This window comes from Erwinia magellanica (genome assembly GCF_039023495.1).
Classification (GTDB): domain Bacteria; phylum Pseudomonadota; class Gammaproteobacteria; order Enterobacterales; family Enterobacteriaceae; genus Erwinia.
In genome coordinates this window covers 477,456-492,018 of sequence record NZ_JBCHVC010000004.1, presented here as the reverse complement: position 1 = coordinate 492,018, position 14,563 = coordinate 477,456, and the positions used below count along the sequence as shown (strand labels likewise).

The window sequence follows — 14,563 nt, the reverse complement described above, 5'->3', positions numbered from 1 at the left end:
GCGCAAATTACGCTTTCTTCTTGTCGCGGCTGTGTAAGCCACGCTTTTCCAGGCCGCGATAGATCAGCTGCTGCTGGATAATGGTCACCAGGTTACTGACGATGTAGTACAGCACCAGGCCGGATGGGAACCACAGGAAGAACACGGTAAAGATAACCGGCATAAAGGTCATGATCTTCTGCTGCATCGGGTCGGTCACGGTGGTTGGCGACATCTTCTGAATGAAGAACATCGTCACGCCCATCAGGATCGGCAGGATGTAGTAGGGGTCTTGCGCAGAAAGGTCATGGATCCAGAGCGCAAACGGCGCATGGCGCAGTTCAATCGAACCCATCAGCATGTAATACAGCGCCAGGAAGATAGGCATCTGGATCACCAGAGGCAGACAGCCGCCCAGCGGGTTCACTTTCTCTGCTTTGTAGAGCGCCATCATCTCCTGACTCATGCGCTGCTTATCATCACCCATACGCTCACGCATAGCCTGAATTTTCGGCTGTAGCATGCGCATTTTTGCCATGGAGGTGTACTGCGCTTTGGTCAGCGGGTACATGATGCCACGTACAATAAAGGTGATAACGATAATGGAGAAGCCCCAGTTACCGATAAAGCTGTGCAGGAATTTCAGCAGTTTGAACAGCGGCTGCGAGATAAACCATAACCAACCATAATCTACCGTCAGGTCGAGATGAGGCGCGATAGCGGCCATCTTGTCCTGAATTTCCGGGCCTACCCACAAGGTGGCAGCCAGGTTTTGCTGTGAGCCCGGCGCGACAGAGATCGGGGAAGATTTGTAACCCACAGCAGCAATACCGTTACCCAGATTAGTGGTGTAAAGCGTATTGGTACCGTTGGTACGAGGCACCCAGGCAGTAGCGAAATATTGCTGAAGCATCGCCACCCAACCATTGTTGGTAGTGGTGCTCAGGTTTTCGTTATCGCTGATTTTATCGAATTTGTACTTCTCGTAGTTGGTCTCACTGCTGGAGTAAGCCGCACCACGGAAAGTATGCAGCGCAAAATTATTGCTGCCGGTATCACGGTGTTTAGGCAGGTCGATGGTCTGCTTCAGCTGACCAAACATCGCCACTTCCAGCGGCTGCTGGGTGGTGTTGTTGATCTGGTAGTCCACATTGATGGCAAACTCACCGCGCTTCAGAACGAAGGTTTTGGTGTAAGTTACGCCGTTCTCAGCGGTGTAGGTCATCGGGATACGCAATTCGCTCTGACCGTCCGCCATCTCATAGCTTTCCTGAGTGGTGGTGAACAGAGGACGCGCGCCGTTAGCCGGGTTGTCCGGGCCGTTACGGCCGGTCAGACCGCTTTGCGCCTGATACAGAAAACCTGGGGTAGTTTCCAGCAGCTGGAATGGCTGTGAAGAACCCAGTTTGTCCGGGTAAGTCAGCAGCTGTGCCTGTTCAATATCGCCACCACGGGTGTTGATATGTAAAGACAGGACATCAGTCTTAACGGTGATCGTTTTGCCCTGGCCGCTGGCAGGGACACCCTGGTTTGCGGCATCACCGGTTGCTGTCGTGTTTTGCGTGGTCTGCGTCTGCACAGGCTGCGGAGCATGGTCCGTCTGCCAGGCTTGCCAGATCATAAAAGACACGAACAGAAAAGCGATGAGAAAAAGATTGCGTTGCGAATCCATCGTTAATGTTCTCTGGTATCAATGGTTATGTGGCGGCACCGGATCGTCGCCACCCGGGTTTAAGGGGTGGCATTTTAATACGCGTTTCAGCGTCAACCAACTGCCTTTTACCACCCCAAACCTGCGCAATGCCTCAATTCCATATTGAGAACAGGTGGGGTGGAAACGACAGTGGGGGCCTAGTAGCGGGCTTATCGCGCGTTGGTACACGCGAATGGCCGCTATCAGGAGCCGCGAGCCAGGCGACAGTGACGACGCCATAGTTTCTCCAACGCTTCCGTCAGCGCACGGTTATCCAGGTCAGCCACGCCTTTTTTCGCCACGATCACAAAATCCATTGCTGGAAGTTCATGCTGACGCAGGCGAAAACTCTCGCGGGTCAATCTCTTGATCCGGTTGCGTTCATGCGCGCGTTTGACGTGTTTTTTTGCGACGGTAAGACCGATGCGGGGATGCCCCAGCGAGTTCAGGCGGCCGAGAATAGTAATTTGCGGCGTGCCAGCTCTTTGTGGCTGCTGGAAGACGAAAGTGAAATGAGTGGGAGTTAACAAACGTAACTCCCTGGGAAATGCGAGCTTAACCACTCAGCGGTTAGCTTTTATTACTTAGAAACGGTCAGACGTGAACGGCCTTTAGCACGACGACGTGCCAGAACCTGACGACCATTTTTTGTTGCCATACGAGCACGGAAACCGTGTGAACGGTTACGCTTCAGTACGGACGGTTGAAAAGTGCGTTTCATGGCGATTTCTACCTAAACTTGGAAAATTTTCACTGGGTGACGCGTTTTGATGGTCAGAAAACCGACCGACGCCTCAGTGTGTCTTTAATAAAGAGGCGGGATTGTAATAATTGTACAGTCCGGAGTCAATTTACTTCGCGTTAAAAAGCCGCGCCTGGATATCCCATTCGACCGCAAAACCAGCCGGTTTGGGCCAGAGCGCAATACGCCGGGGCAAGAATTATACGGCGTCTGGGATAAAGCGCAAGGATCGGCCAGGATCTTCTTGCGATCCTCTTACATCACGTTTGCGATAATAACGTGACGGCACCTTTAAAATTCACCGAAAGCAGACGATCCTGAATGCCTTTTATGGCCGAAAGCCTACACTTATCCCCGCGTCTCTGGGCCTGTGGATAAATTGGAACAAAACTGTGTAGAAAGTGAAGATCTCTGCTTCGCTTTACGCTATGATCCGCCCTTCCGTTTGCGATCCTCCGGGTCGAACAGTGGCGGGATAACCGCGGACAGCGGTTCGTATGCGCCTCATCTGCATACGTCAACAATGATGAATTTATCGCTTCAGCGCCTTTTTTCTTATCGAATTTTTTCGAGTGGAGTCCGCCGTGTCACTTACGCTTTGGCAACAGTGTCTTGCCCGTTTGCAGGATGAACTACCTGCCACCGAATTCAGCATGTGGATACGTCCATTGCAGGCCGAATTGAACGACAACACGTTGGCCCTGTATGCACCAAACCGGTTTGTGCTCGATTGGGTTCGGGATAAATACCTTAATAACATTAACGCCCTGCTGAATGATTTCTGCGGTGCAGACACGCCGTTACTGCGTTTTGAAGTAGGCAGTAAGCCGGTGACACGGCAGATCAGCCAGCCGGTTATGGCGAGCGCCGCTCAGGCCAGCCCGCCGATGCAGGGTTCACGTCCGGCGCCTTCGCGCCCAAGCTGGGACAACATGCCGGCACCGGCAGAGCTTTCTTACCGCTCGAACGTTAACACCAAGCACAACTTTGATAACTTCGTTGAAGGTAAATCAAACCAGCTGGCGCGTGCGGCAGCCCGCCAGGTCGCAGACAATCCCGGCGGCGCTTATAATCCTCTGTTCCTTTATGGCGGCACGGGTCTGGGTAAAACTCACCTGTTACATGCGGTAGGCAACGGCATTATGGCGCGTAAGCCAAATGCGAAAGTGGTCTACATGCACTCCGAGCGCTTTGTGCAGGATATGGTGAAGGCGCTACAGAACAATGCCATTGAAGAGTTTAAGCGCTACTACCGTTCGGTAGATGCGCTGTTGATTGATGACATTCAATTCTTTGCCAATAAAGAGCGATCTCAGGAAGAGTTCTTCCACACCTTTAATGCTTTGCTGGAAGGCAATCAGCAGATCATTCTGACTTCGGATCGCTATCCAAAAGAGATCAACGGGGTGGAAGATCGTCTGAAATCCCGCTTTGGCTGGGGATTAACGGTGGCGATCGAGCCGCCTGAACTGGAAACCCGCGTGGCGATCCTGATGAAGAAAGCGGATGAAAACGATATCCGTCTGCCGGGGGAAGTGGCTTTCTTTATTGCTAAACGTCTGCGCTCCAACGTGCGCGAACTGGAAGGCGCGTTGAACCGTGTGATTGCCAATGCCAATTTTACCGGCCGGGCCATCACTATCGATTTTGTGCGGGAAGCCCTGCGCGATCTGCTGGCTCTTCAGGAAAAGTTGGTCACCATCGACAACATCCAGAAAACGGTGGCAGAGTATTACAAAATCAAGGTGGCCGATCTGCTCTCCAAGCGGCGTTCCCGCTCGGTGGCGCGTCCCCGCCAGATGGCGATGGCAATGGCCAAAGAGTTGACCAACCACAGTTTGCCGGAAATCGGTGATGCTTTCGGGGGTCGTGACCATACCACGGTGCTGCATGCCTGTCGTAAAATCGAGCAGCTGCGTGAAGAAAGTCACGATATTAAAGAAGATTTCTCAAATTTAATCAGAACATTATCCTCCTGACGCTATGAAATTTATTGTAGAACGCGAGCATTTACTCAAGCCCTTACAGCAGGTCAGCAGTCCACTGGGCGGCCGGCCAACTTTACCTATCCTCGGCAACCTGCTGCTACAGGTGAATGAAGGCAGCCTGTTGCTGACCGGCACCGATCTGGAAATGGAGATGGTGGCCCGTGTCGCGCTGACACAGGATCACGAACCGGGCGCCACCACGGTACCGGCACGCAAATTCTTTGATATTTGTCGGGGATTGCCGGAAGGCGCAGAGATCACCGTGATGCTGGACGGTGAAAGGATGCTGGTGCGCTCTGGCCGCAGCCGCTTCTCGCTCTCCACGCTGCCTGCCAGCGACTTCCCGAACCTGGATGACTGGCAAAGTGAGGTGGAATTCACCCTTCCTCAGGCCACCATGAAGCGTTTGATTGAAGCCACGCAGTTTTCAATGGCGCATCAGGACGTTCGTTACTATCTGAACGGCATGCTGTTTGAAACCGAAGGGGAAGAGCTGCGTACCGTAGCTACTGACGGTCACCGCCTTGCGGTCTGCTCTATGCCGGTTGGACAGTCGCTGCCAAACCATTCGGTGATCGTGCCGCGTAAAGGGGTGATTGAGCTGGTTCGTCTGCTTGACGGCGGCGAAACGCCTCTCCAGGTGCAGATTGGCAGCAACAACATTCGTGCCCACGTTGGCGACTTTATCTTTACCTCCAAGCTTGTTGATGGCCGTTTCCCGGATTATCGCCGCGTTTTGCCAAAGAACCCCGATAAAACCCTGGATGCGGGCTGCGATATTCTCAAGCAGGCTTTCGCGCGTGCGGCCATTCTCTCTAACGAGAAGTTCCGTGGCGTTCGCCTCTATATCAGCGAAAATCAGCTGAAGATCACGGCGAATAACCCTGAACAGGAAGAAGCGGAAGAGATGCTGGACGTCACTTATGGTGGCACCGATTTAGAGATCGGCTTTAACGTCAGCTACGTGCTTGACGTGCTTAACGCACTGAAATGCGAGAATGTGCGTCTGCTGTTAACGGACTCCGTTTCCAGCGTACAGATCGAGGATGCGGCCAGTCAGAGCGCGGCTTACGTTGTGATGCCAATGAGGTTGTAACCAGAACTTTTGCCCCCATATCTTTGGGGCGCCACGCGAAACGGAGACGGGACGCGAGGCAGAGTTCCAGCTCTGTCGCCAGGCAGCCTGAGTGGCCGTCAGGCGGCAGTTGCGCCTTCTCCCGTTTCTGAGATGCCCCGGATGTGGTTCAAATGGCTTTAACCCGCCTTCTAATCAAAGACTTTCGCAATATTGAAAATGCGGATCTGGCGCTGGCTCCCGGTTTCAATTTTCTGGTGGGCGCTAACGGCAGCGGTAAAACCAGCGTGCTGGAAGCGATCTACACCCTGGGCCATGGTCGCGCATTCCGCAGCCTACAGGCGGGACGGGTTATCCGGCACGATCAGGACGCTTTTGTGCTGCATGGCCGCATCGAAGGTGCCGAAAGAGAAATTTCTGTCGGCCTGACAAAAAACCGTGCCGGAGAGAGCAAGGTACGGATTGATGGCAGCGACGGGCATAAAGTGGCCGAGCTGGCGCAGATGCTGCCGATGCAGCTTATCACCCCGGAAGGCTTTACCCTGTTGAATGGCGGGCCAAAATATCGCCGTGCTTACATCGACTGGGGCTGCTTTCACAATGAACCCGGCTTTTTCACCGCCTGGAGCAATCTCCGGCGGCTGCTGAAACAGCGCAATGCGGCGTTGCGGCAGGTTTCCCGCTATCAGCAAATTCGCGCCTGGGATCAGGAGCTGGCTCCGCTGGCCGAACAGATAAGCACATGGCGTGCAGCCTACAGTGAAGCGATTGCGGCGGATATCAACGCCACCTGCGCACAATTTTTACCGGAATTTCAGCTGAACTTCTCTTTCCAGCGCGGCTGGGATAAAGAGAGCGATTACAGCGAGCTGCTCGAACGCCAGTTTGAACGCGATCGGGCGCTAACCTATACCGCCAGCGGCCCGCACAAAGCGGATTTTCGTATCCGTGCCGACGGGACGCCGGTGGAAGATTTACTCTCACGCGGCCAGTTAAAGCTGCTGATGTGCGCCCTCAGACTGGCGCAGGGTGAGTTTCTTACCCGACAGAACGGGCGACGTTGCCTGTATCTGATAGATGATTTTGCCTCTGAGTTGGATGAAACGCGTCGGCAGCTGTTAGCGGCGCGACTGAAAGCCACTCATGCCCAGGTTTTTGTCAGCGCAATTGGTGCCGAACACGTGTTCGACATGGCTGACGAAAAGGGCAAGATGTTCCACGTAGAACAGGGTAAAATAGCGGTTCAACCTGAAGATTAAACGAGCGAGAAACGTTGATGTCGAATTCTTATGACTCCTCAAGTATCAAAGTTCTGAAAGGGCTTGATGCAGTACGCAAACGCCCTGGTATGTATATCGGCGATACGGATGACGGCACCGGTCTGCACCACATGGTATTCGAGGTCGTGGATAACGCCATCGACGAAGCACTCGCCGGTCACTGTAAAGATATTCTGGTTACTATTCATGCGGATAACTCTGTTTCCGTGCAGGATGATGGCCGTGGTATTCCTACCGGTATCCATGAAGAAGAGGGCATCTCTGCGGCGGAAGTGATCATGACCGTGCTGCACGCAGGCGGTAAGTTCGATGATAACTCCTATAAAGTCTCCGGCGGCCTGCATGGCGTAGGGGTTTCCGTGGTGAATGCTCTGTCGGAAAAACTGGAGCTGACCATTCGCCGTGAAGGCAAAGTTCACCAGCAGATTTACGTGCATGGCGTGCCTCAGGCTCCTCTGAGCGTGACCGGTGAAACGGACCTGACCGGAACGCGCGTGCGTTTCTGGCCAAGCCATCAGACCTTTACCAACGTCACCGATTTCGAATATGAAATCCTGGCCAAGCGTCTGCGTGAGCTTTCATTCCTTAATTCCGGCGTCTCTATCAAGCTGGAAGACAAGCGCGACGGCAAAAACGATCACTATCACTACGAAGGCGGTATTAAGGCGTTCGTGGAGTATCTGAACAAAAACAAAACGCCTATTCACCCTAATGTCTTCTACTTCTCGACGGAAAAAGATGGTATTGGCGTGGAAGTGGCTTTGCAGTGGAACGATGGTTTCCAGGAAAACATCTACTGCTTTACCAACAACATTCCGCAGCGCGATGGCGGCACGCACCTGGTGGGGTTCCGTACCGCGATGACGCGTACCCTGAACGCCTATATGGATAAAGAAGGCTACAGCAAAAAAGCCAAAGTCAGCGCCACCGGTGATGACGCCCGTGAAGGCCTGATCGCTGTGGTTTCCGTGAAGGTGCCGGACCCGAAATTCTCCTCGCAGACCAAAGATAAACTGGTTTCTTCTGAAGTGAAGACGGCGGTTGAGCAGCAGATGAACGAACTGCTGGCAGAATATCTGCTGGAAAATCCGGGTGATGCGAAGATCGTCGTCGGTAAAATTATCGATGCGGCCCGTGCCCGTGAAGCGGCTCGCCGCGCCCGTGAAATGACCCGCCGTAAAGGCGCGCTGGACCTGGCAGGCCTGCCGGGCAAACTGGCGGACTGTCAGGAGCGTGATCCGGCGCTGTCTGAAATCTACCTGGTGGAGGGTGACTCCGCAGGCGGTTCAGCCAAGCAGGGACGTAACCGTAAAAATCAGGCCATTCTGCCGTTGAAGGGGAAAATCCTTAACGTGGAAAAAGCGCGTTTCGACAAGATGCTCGCTTCGCAGGAGGTCGCCACGCTGATTACCGCGCTGGGCTGCGGCATTGGCCGTGACGAATACAACCCGGACAAGCTGCGTTATCACAGCATCATCATCATGACCGATGCGGACGTTGATGGTTCGCACATCCGTACGCTGTTACTGACTTTCTTCTATCGTCAGATGCCGGAAATCATTGAACGTGGTCATGTCTATATTGCCCAGCCGCCGCTCTACAAAGTGAAGAAAGGCAAGCAGGAGCAGTACATTAAAGATGATGACGCGATGGATCAGTACCAGATAGCCATTGCGCTGGACGGTGCCACGCTGCATGCCAACGCAGAAGCGCCACCTCTGGCTGGTGAACCGCTGGAAAACCTGGTGGCGGAGTTCAACAGCACCCGTAAGATGATCAAACGTATGGAGCGCCGTTATCCGGTAGCCCTGCTTAACTCGTTGATCTATCACTCAACGCTGAGCGATCTTTCGGTACAGGAACCGGTGCAGAGCTGGACTGACGGTCTGGTAGCGATGCTGAACGAGAAAGAGCAGCACGGTAGCTCTTACTCCGGGCTGGTACGCGAGAATCTGGAACTCCATATCTTTGAGCCGATTGTTCGTATCCGCACTCATGGTGTAGATACTGACTATGCGCTGGATACTGAATTCGTGACCGGCGGCGAGTATCGCAAGCTTTGTGCACTGGGTGAACAGCTTCGCGGCCTGATTGAAGAAGATGCCTATATCGAACGTGGCGAACGTCGTCAGCCGATTGAAAGCTTTGAGCAGGCGATGGACTGGCTGGTGAAAGAGTCACGCCGTGGTCTCTCTGTACAGCGTTATAAAGGTCTGGGCGAAATGAACCCGGAGCAGCTGTGGGAAACCACCATGGATCCGGACAGCCGCCGCATGCTGCGTGTAACGGTAAAAGATGCCATTGCGGCTGACCAGCTGTTTACCACGCTGATGGGTGATGCGGTAGAACCACGTCGTGCATTTATCGAAGAGAATGCGCTGCGGGCAGCCAACATCGATATCTGATAACAGCGAACAATGAAAAAGGCAGATCTCCGGATCTGCCTTTTTTTTATGCTTTTTTCAGCGTGAGGTGGAGTTCACCAGCGCGTAACGGTAAAAATCACTGTTATTTTTTATGTCCAGCTTGCGCATTAAGGCGCGTTTATGGGTACTGATGGTTTTGATGCTCAGATTGGTGACCCTGGAGATGTCGGTGAGAGAGAGGCCAAGTCGGGTATATTTCACCACCATTGCCTGCTGCCTGCTTAATACAACGGCATTATGATTTTCTTTGGCGTAACCGGGGGTGTTTAAACGTCTGACCAGCTTCTGGAGCTGCCGGACAGAATCCCTCTTTTTAAGCCGAATCAGATGCTGCGAGCAGGATCTTAATTCGTCAGGGCACTGCGCCGCCAGAAAGAAGGAGACGTAACGCTCCCTCACATTATCCTTATCCCGAGCTGGCCCTGACAGCTTTGGATGGAGAGAAATAGCGGTCATTTTGCATACATCGGTGATAACAATATCGGGCACCAGTAATGACCTGTGCTCGTCTGCTATCAGAAATACCGGGCTGTCGATCCCCGGCGACCAGGCCTCCTGAATTAAGCCGATCACTCCTGAAATGAAAAAGCTGTCTTTACTCACGATGACAATATTCATATGTTTCCTCCTTGAATGTCTCGCAACCTGATTCTGTCATAACTGGTTAAACTCTACACACGTAAAACAGCCATTTTTAGTGCCAATTTAATATGGATTTTGCCGCTGTTAACGACAGCGGCAGTGCATCACGCTGGTCAATGTGAGCTGAATCGCGCTAGCATGAGAATAAACCCTGAGCTGACGAGGACGTTATGGCAATAAAATTGATTGCGATTGATATGGACGGCACCCTGCTGAATCCACAACATGAAGTTACCCCAGGCGTGAAGCAGGCGATCAACGCCGCGCGCGAGAAAGGAGTAGCGATTGTTCTGGCCACGGGGCGCCCCTTTATCGGCGTGCAGCGTTATCTGATGGAGCTGGATTTACAGCTGGAGGGGCAGTACTGCATCACCAATAATGGCGCACTGGTACAGAAAGCCGCCACCGGCGACTGCGTGGCAGAAGTGACGCTGACGCATGATGACTATCTCTATTTTGAAAAGCTGGCGCGGGAGCTTGGCGTCCATTTCCAGGCGCTGACCAAATCCCAGCTGTTCACCGCGAACAAAGATATCAGCCCCTACACCGTCCATGAATCTTACCTGACCGGCATTCCTCTGCATTACCGTGCCGTTGAGGAGATGGACCCCGCCATGACTTTCCCAAAAGTAATGATGATCGATCCGCCCGAAGCGCTGGATCAGGCTATTGCGCGTCTGCCGCAGGAGGCCCGCGATCGCTATACCATTATGAAAAGTTCTCCCTATTATCTGGAAATTCTGAACAAGCAGGTCAACAAAGGCGCTGGCGTTAAGGCGCTGGCCGATAAGCTGGGACTTTCCCGCGAGGAAGTGATGGCGATTGGTGACCAGGAGAACGATCTGGCGATGCTGGAATTTGCCGGAACCGGCGTGGCTATGGGGAATGCCATAGAGTCGGTAAAAGCGATAGCGCAGTTTGTTACCAAAACCAATATGGAAGATGGCGTGGCGCACGCCATAGAGAAGTTTACGCTGTAACTGCCTGTCTTACTGCCCTGGCTAAGCCGGGGCAGCCCTCCTCAGTTTTATCTCCTTTTAAGCCCTCCTGAAGAGAAAACATCCTCTGAGACGATTGTCTGTTTTGTGATCTGGATTGTAGTACAACCTGCATTTAAGGTACTACAATGCAGCTGCTGGTTAACAATATCCAAACATCTTTGTAGTGCGATCCCCTTGCGGGCGGCGGTAAAGTACCAGGGACGTTAACTCAACTGCATGGAACATCATGAAAGACGAACTCAGCAAAACGGATCGCATCACGCTGACTCTGGGCGAAGAAATTGTCTCAGGTAAGTACGCTCCCGGAGGTTCGCTCCCGGCAGAGGCCGAACTCTGTGACCAGTTCAGCACCTCGCGCAATATCATCCGTGAAGTGTTCCGGTCGTTGATAGCGAAGCGGCTGGTGGAGATGAAGCGTTACCGTGGCGCCTTTGTCACGCAGCGGAGCCAGTGGAATTTTCTGGACAGTGATGTGCTCCAGTGGTCCCTGAAGCATGACCAGGATCCCCGGTTGATTGCCGCCATGAGCGAGGTACGTAACCTGGTGGAACCGCAAATTGCCCGCTGGTCTGCACAACGCGCTACCTCCAGCGATTTAGCGAAGATTGAAGCGGCGCTGAACGACATGGTTACGCACCACAATGACCGCGATGCGTTTAACCAGGCTGATATTCGCTATCACGAGGCGGTGCTGGAGTCTGTACACAACCCGGTGCTCCAGCAGCTCAGCGTGGCGATCAGCTCTTTGCAGCGGGCCGTGTTTGAACGCACCTATATGCCCGACAGCGGCAATATGCCCGCGACATTACAGGAGCATAAAGCGCTGTTTGACGCCATTCGTCACCAGAAGCCAGACGAGGCGGAGCAGGCGGCGCTGACGATGATAGCCAGCTCAACCCGAAGACTTAAGGACATTACGTGACAAGTTATATCGCACTCGACTGGGGTTCCACCAATCTTCGCGCCTGGTATTACCGCGAAGGCATCTGTCAGGAAGAGCGTCGCTCTGAATCGGGCATTACCCGGCTTGAGGGCAGAACGCCACCAGAAGTTTTTGCTGCCGTCACGCAAGGCTGGCCGGTAAATGAGCTGCCCGTGGTGATGGCAGGCATGGTAGGCAGCAATGCGGGCTGGATGAGCGTTCCCTATCTCTCCTGCCCGGTGTCGCTTAATGAAGTTGCCTCACGCCTGACCCGCGTCGATAACCGGGCCTGGATTGTGCCTGGCCTCAGTATAGAGAACGACGACAACCATAACGTGATGCGCGGCGAAGAAACCCAGCTGTTGGGTGCCGTAAAGCTTGCTCCCGCCACACATTATGTGATGCCGGGTACGCACTGCAAATGGGTGCGTGAAGAAGGCGGCCAGATCGTGGATTTTCGCACCGTGATGACCGGGGAGTTACACCATATTCTGATGAAGCATTCGCTGATAGGGGCCGGTTTGCCTGAACAGCAGGCGGATGCCGGCGCCTTTCATCAGGGAGTGGAAACCGGGGCAAACGACCGCACTATTCTGAGCCGGTTATTTGAAGTCCGTGCCGCTCATCTGTTGGGAACCCGCCCGCGTGAAACCATTGGTGAGTTCCTCTCCGGCCTGCTGATTGGCCATGAAGTGGCGCAGATGGCAGGCACATTTATCCAGGGGGATAACGCCCCGTTAACCCTTATTGCAGGTAATTCTCTGGCCGACCGCTACCAAAAAGCGATGGCTTTTACCGGGCTGACCGCCCAACTGCTGGAGGGCGATCGGGCCTTCCAGCAAGGAATCAGGAGTATCGTCAATGAACTGGTCCACTAAGCTGCCGCTGATCGCTATCTTACGCGGCATTCGTCCTGAAGAAGCTGAAGAGCATGTCGCCGCGCTGATTGAAGCTGGCTTTGAGGCCATTGAGATCCCGCTTAACTCCCCGGAGTGGCAGAAAAGTATCGCCAGCATGGTCGCCACGTTTGGTCACAAAGCGCTGATTGGCGCGGGTACGGTGCTGGAACCTGAGCAGGTTGACCTGCTTGCAACCATGAACAGCCAGCTGGTGGTGACCCCCAACAGTGACAGTGCGGTGATCCGCCGCGCGGTTGAAAAGGGGATGACGGTGGCAGCAGGATGCGCCACGGCTTCTGAAGCCTTTGCCGCGCTGAAAGCGGGCGCGCAGGCGCTGAAAATCTTTCCTGCCTCTGCCTTTGGCCCAGACTATATCCGGGCGTTGAAAGCCGTGCTGCCAGCGGACGTACCGGTGTTCGCCGTGGGCGGCGTCACCCCTGAAAATCTCCATGCGTTTCTGGCCGCAGGCTGCATTGGTGCCGGTCTGGGTAGCGATCTCTACCGTGCCGGGCAGCCCGTTTCACGCACCGTTGAACAGGCACGCGCCTTCGTTGCCGCTTATAAGGACGCCGTACAATGAAAATCACAAAACTGACCACTTATCGCCTGCCGCCGCGCTGGATGTTTCTGAAGATAGAGACGGACGAAGGTGTGGTGGGCTGGGGTGAGCCGGTGATTGAAGGGCGGGCCAAAAGTGTGGAAGCCGCTGTTCATGAACTTTCAGACTACCTTATCGGCCAGGACCCTGCGCGCATCAATGACCTCTGGCAGGTCATGTACCGGGGTGGATTCTATCGCGGCGGGCCAATCCTGATGAGCGCTATCGCCGGTATCGATCAGGCGTTGTGGGATATCAAAGGCAAAGTGCTGGGCGTGCCTGTCTGGCAACTGTTGGGCGGTCTGGTGCGTGACAGCATTAAGGCTTACAGCTGGGTGGGGGGCGATCGTCCTGCGGAAGTGATTGAGGGCATCAGGAAACTGCGCGAAATCGGCGTGGATACTTTCAAGCTCAACGGCTGTGAAGAGATGGGGCTTATCGACAGCTCGCGCAGAGTGGATGCGGCGGTGAACACCGTAGCGCAGATCCGTGAAGCCTTCGGCAATGAGATTGAGTTCGGCCTGGATTTCCACGGTCGCGTCAGTGCACCGATGGCAAAAATCCTGATCAAAGAGCTGGAGCCATACCGCCCGCTGTTTATTGAAGAACCGGTGCTGGCGGAGCAGGCGGAATATTATCCTCGTCTTGCTGCGCAAACGCACATCCCGATTGCGGCCGGTGAACGGATGTACTCCCGCTTTGAATTTAAGCGCGTCCTGGAAGCGGGCGGGCTGGCTATCCTGCAACCGGATCTCTCCCACGCCGGGGGCATCACCGAATGCTACAAGATTGCCGCAATGGCCGAAGCTTATGATGTAGCGCTGGCACCGCACTGTCCGCTGGGGCCGATTGCGCTGGCCTCCTGCCTGCACGTGGATTTTGTCTCACGCAATGCAGTATTCCAGGAGCAGAGCATGGGCATTCACTACAACAGGGGCGCGGAGCTGCTGGATTATGTGGTGAACAAAGAGGACTTCGCTATGCAGGGCGGGCATTTTGCGCCGCTGAGCAAGCCTGGCCTGGGCGTGGAGATCAACGAAGCATTGGTGATCGAACGGAGTCAGAGCGTGCAGGATTGGCGCAATCCGTTGTGGCGGTTCAGCGATGGCACCGTAGCAGAATGGTAAATCTTCGGCGTCTTTGACGCTGTAGCTGCGTTAGCAGCGAGAGTTCACCCAAATCACTTACCTGAGTAAGCTCATTGGGATTCACTCTCTTGCTGCCTTGCCACAGCGCCAAATACTTGAAGATTAACTTTGGTGACAGCTAAAGCAATTCGTTAAAGCAAGAGCAGTAATAATAAAACAGACACCCTAAA

13 protein-coding genes and 1 pseudogene are annotated in these 14,563 nt (G+C 54.1%); 9 read left to right on the top strand and 5 right to left on the bottom strand.

Translation table 11 applies throughout. The annotated features are described in order from the left end of the window. Positions 1-7: 7 nt before the first annotated feature. From yidC to rpmH, 4 genes and pseudogenes are all read right to left on the bottom strand, one after another. Positions 8-1,651, bottom strand: coding sequence for a membrane protein insertase YidC (gene yidC, locus AAH450_RS16750; protein WP_318788973.1), 1,644 nt, complete (start codon positions 1,649-1,651; stop codon positions 8-10). Between the two features lie 2 nt (positions 1,652-1,653). After that, positions 1,654-1,912: pseudogene (gene yidD, locus AAH450_RS16745) on the bottom strand (membrane protein insertion efficiency factor YidD). Further along, entirely contained in the window at positions 1,876-2,235 is a 360-nt protein-coding gene (rnpA, locus tag AAH450_RS16740; protein ID WP_034889333.1) for a ribonuclease P protein component, read from the bottom strand. Before rnpA ends, yidD begins: the two are co-directional and overlap by 37 nt. A gap of 17 nt (positions 2,236-2,252) precedes the next feature. Then, positions 2,253-2,393, bottom strand: coding sequence for a 50S ribosomal protein L34 (rpmH, locus tag AAH450_RS16735; RefSeq protein WP_003849659.1), 141 nt, complete (start codon positions 2,391-2,393; stop codon positions 2,253-2,255). Between the two features lie 605 nt (positions 2,394-2,998). Between rpmH and dnaA the strand changes: the two genes are divergently transcribed. From dnaA to gyrB, 4 genes are all read left to right on the top strand, one after another. Further along, complete coding sequence (gene dnaA, locus AAH450_RS16730; RefSeq protein WP_342911216.1) at positions 2,999-4,393, top strand: chromosomal replication initiator protein DnaA; 1,395 nt, start codon at positions 2,999-3,001, stop codon at positions 4,391-4,393. A 4-nt stretch (positions 4,394-4,397) separates the two neighbouring features. Next, the gene (gene dnaN, locus AAH450_RS16725; protein WP_318788975.1) at positions 4,398-5,498 is read left to right on the top strand and encodes a DNA polymerase III subunit beta; all 1,101 of its coding nucleotides are present in this window, start codon (positions 4,398-4,400) and stop codon (positions 5,496-5,498) included. A 152-nt stretch (positions 5,499-5,650) separates the two neighbouring features. After that, the gene (recF, locus tag AAH450_RS16720) at positions 5,651-6,736 is read left to right on the top strand and encodes a DNA replication/repair protein RecF (RefSeq protein WP_342911215.1); all 1,086 of its coding nucleotides are present in this window, start codon (positions 5,651-5,653) and stop codon (positions 6,734-6,736) included. Between the two features lie 17 nt (positions 6,737-6,753). After that, positions 6,754-9,162 carry a DNA topoisomerase (ATP-hydrolyzing) subunit B gene (gyrB, locus tag AAH450_RS16715; RefSeq protein ID WP_342911214.1) on the top strand — a complete coding sequence of 803 codons (2,409 nt, stop codon included), beginning with the start codon at positions 6,754-6,756 and terminating at the stop codon, positions 9,160-9,162. A 57-nt stretch (positions 9,163-9,219) separates the two neighbouring features. On the opposite strand, the gene AAH450_RS16710 is transcribed toward gyrB, so the two are convergent. Beyond that, positions 9,220-9,801 (bottom strand): helix-turn-helix domain-containing protein, encoded by a 582-nt coding sequence (locus AAH450_RS16710; protein WP_342911213.1) that lies wholly within the window; start codon positions 9,799-9,801, stop codon positions 9,220-9,222. 194 nt (positions 9,802-9,995) lie between these two features. Between AAH450_RS16710 and yidA the strand changes: the two genes are divergently transcribed. From yidA to dgoD, 5 genes are all read left to right on the top strand, one after another. After that, positions 9,996-10,805 (top strand): sugar-phosphatase, encoded by an 810-nt coding sequence (gene yidA, locus AAH450_RS16705; protein ID WP_342911212.1) that lies wholly within the window; start codon positions 9,996-9,998, stop codon positions 10,803-10,805. Between the two features lie 247 nt (positions 10,806-11,052). Continuing rightward, on the top strand, positions 11,053-11,748 hold the full coding sequence (locus AAH450_RS16700; RefSeq protein WP_342911211.1) for a FadR/GntR family transcriptional regulator: 696 nt from the start codon (positions 11,053-11,055) through the stop codon (positions 11,746-11,748). Further along, positions 11,745-12,626, top strand: a complete 882-nt coding sequence (locus tag AAH450_RS16695) for a 2-dehydro-3-deoxygalactonokinase (protein ID WP_342911210.1) — start codon at positions 11,745-11,747, stop codon at positions 12,624-12,626. The genes AAH450_RS16700 and AAH450_RS16695 overlap by 4 nt, the downstream gene beginning before the upstream one ends. Beyond that, the gene (locus AAH450_RS16690) at positions 12,610-13,227 is read left to right on the top strand and encodes a 2-dehydro-3-deoxy-6-phosphogalactonate aldolase (RefSeq protein ID WP_342911209.1); all 618 of its coding nucleotides are present in this window, start codon (positions 12,610-12,612) and stop codon (positions 13,225-13,227) included. Before AAH450_RS16695 ends, AAH450_RS16690 begins: the two co-directional genes overlap by 17 nt. Continuing rightward, positions 13,224-14,372: a galactonate dehydratase gene (gene dgoD, locus AAH450_RS16685; protein WP_342911208.1), complete on the top strand. Its 1,149-nt coding sequence runs from the start codon at positions 13,224-13,226 to the stop codon at positions 14,370-14,372. Before AAH450_RS16690 ends, dgoD begins: the two co-directional genes overlap by 4 nt. Positions 14,373-14,563: the final 191 nt, after the last annotated feature.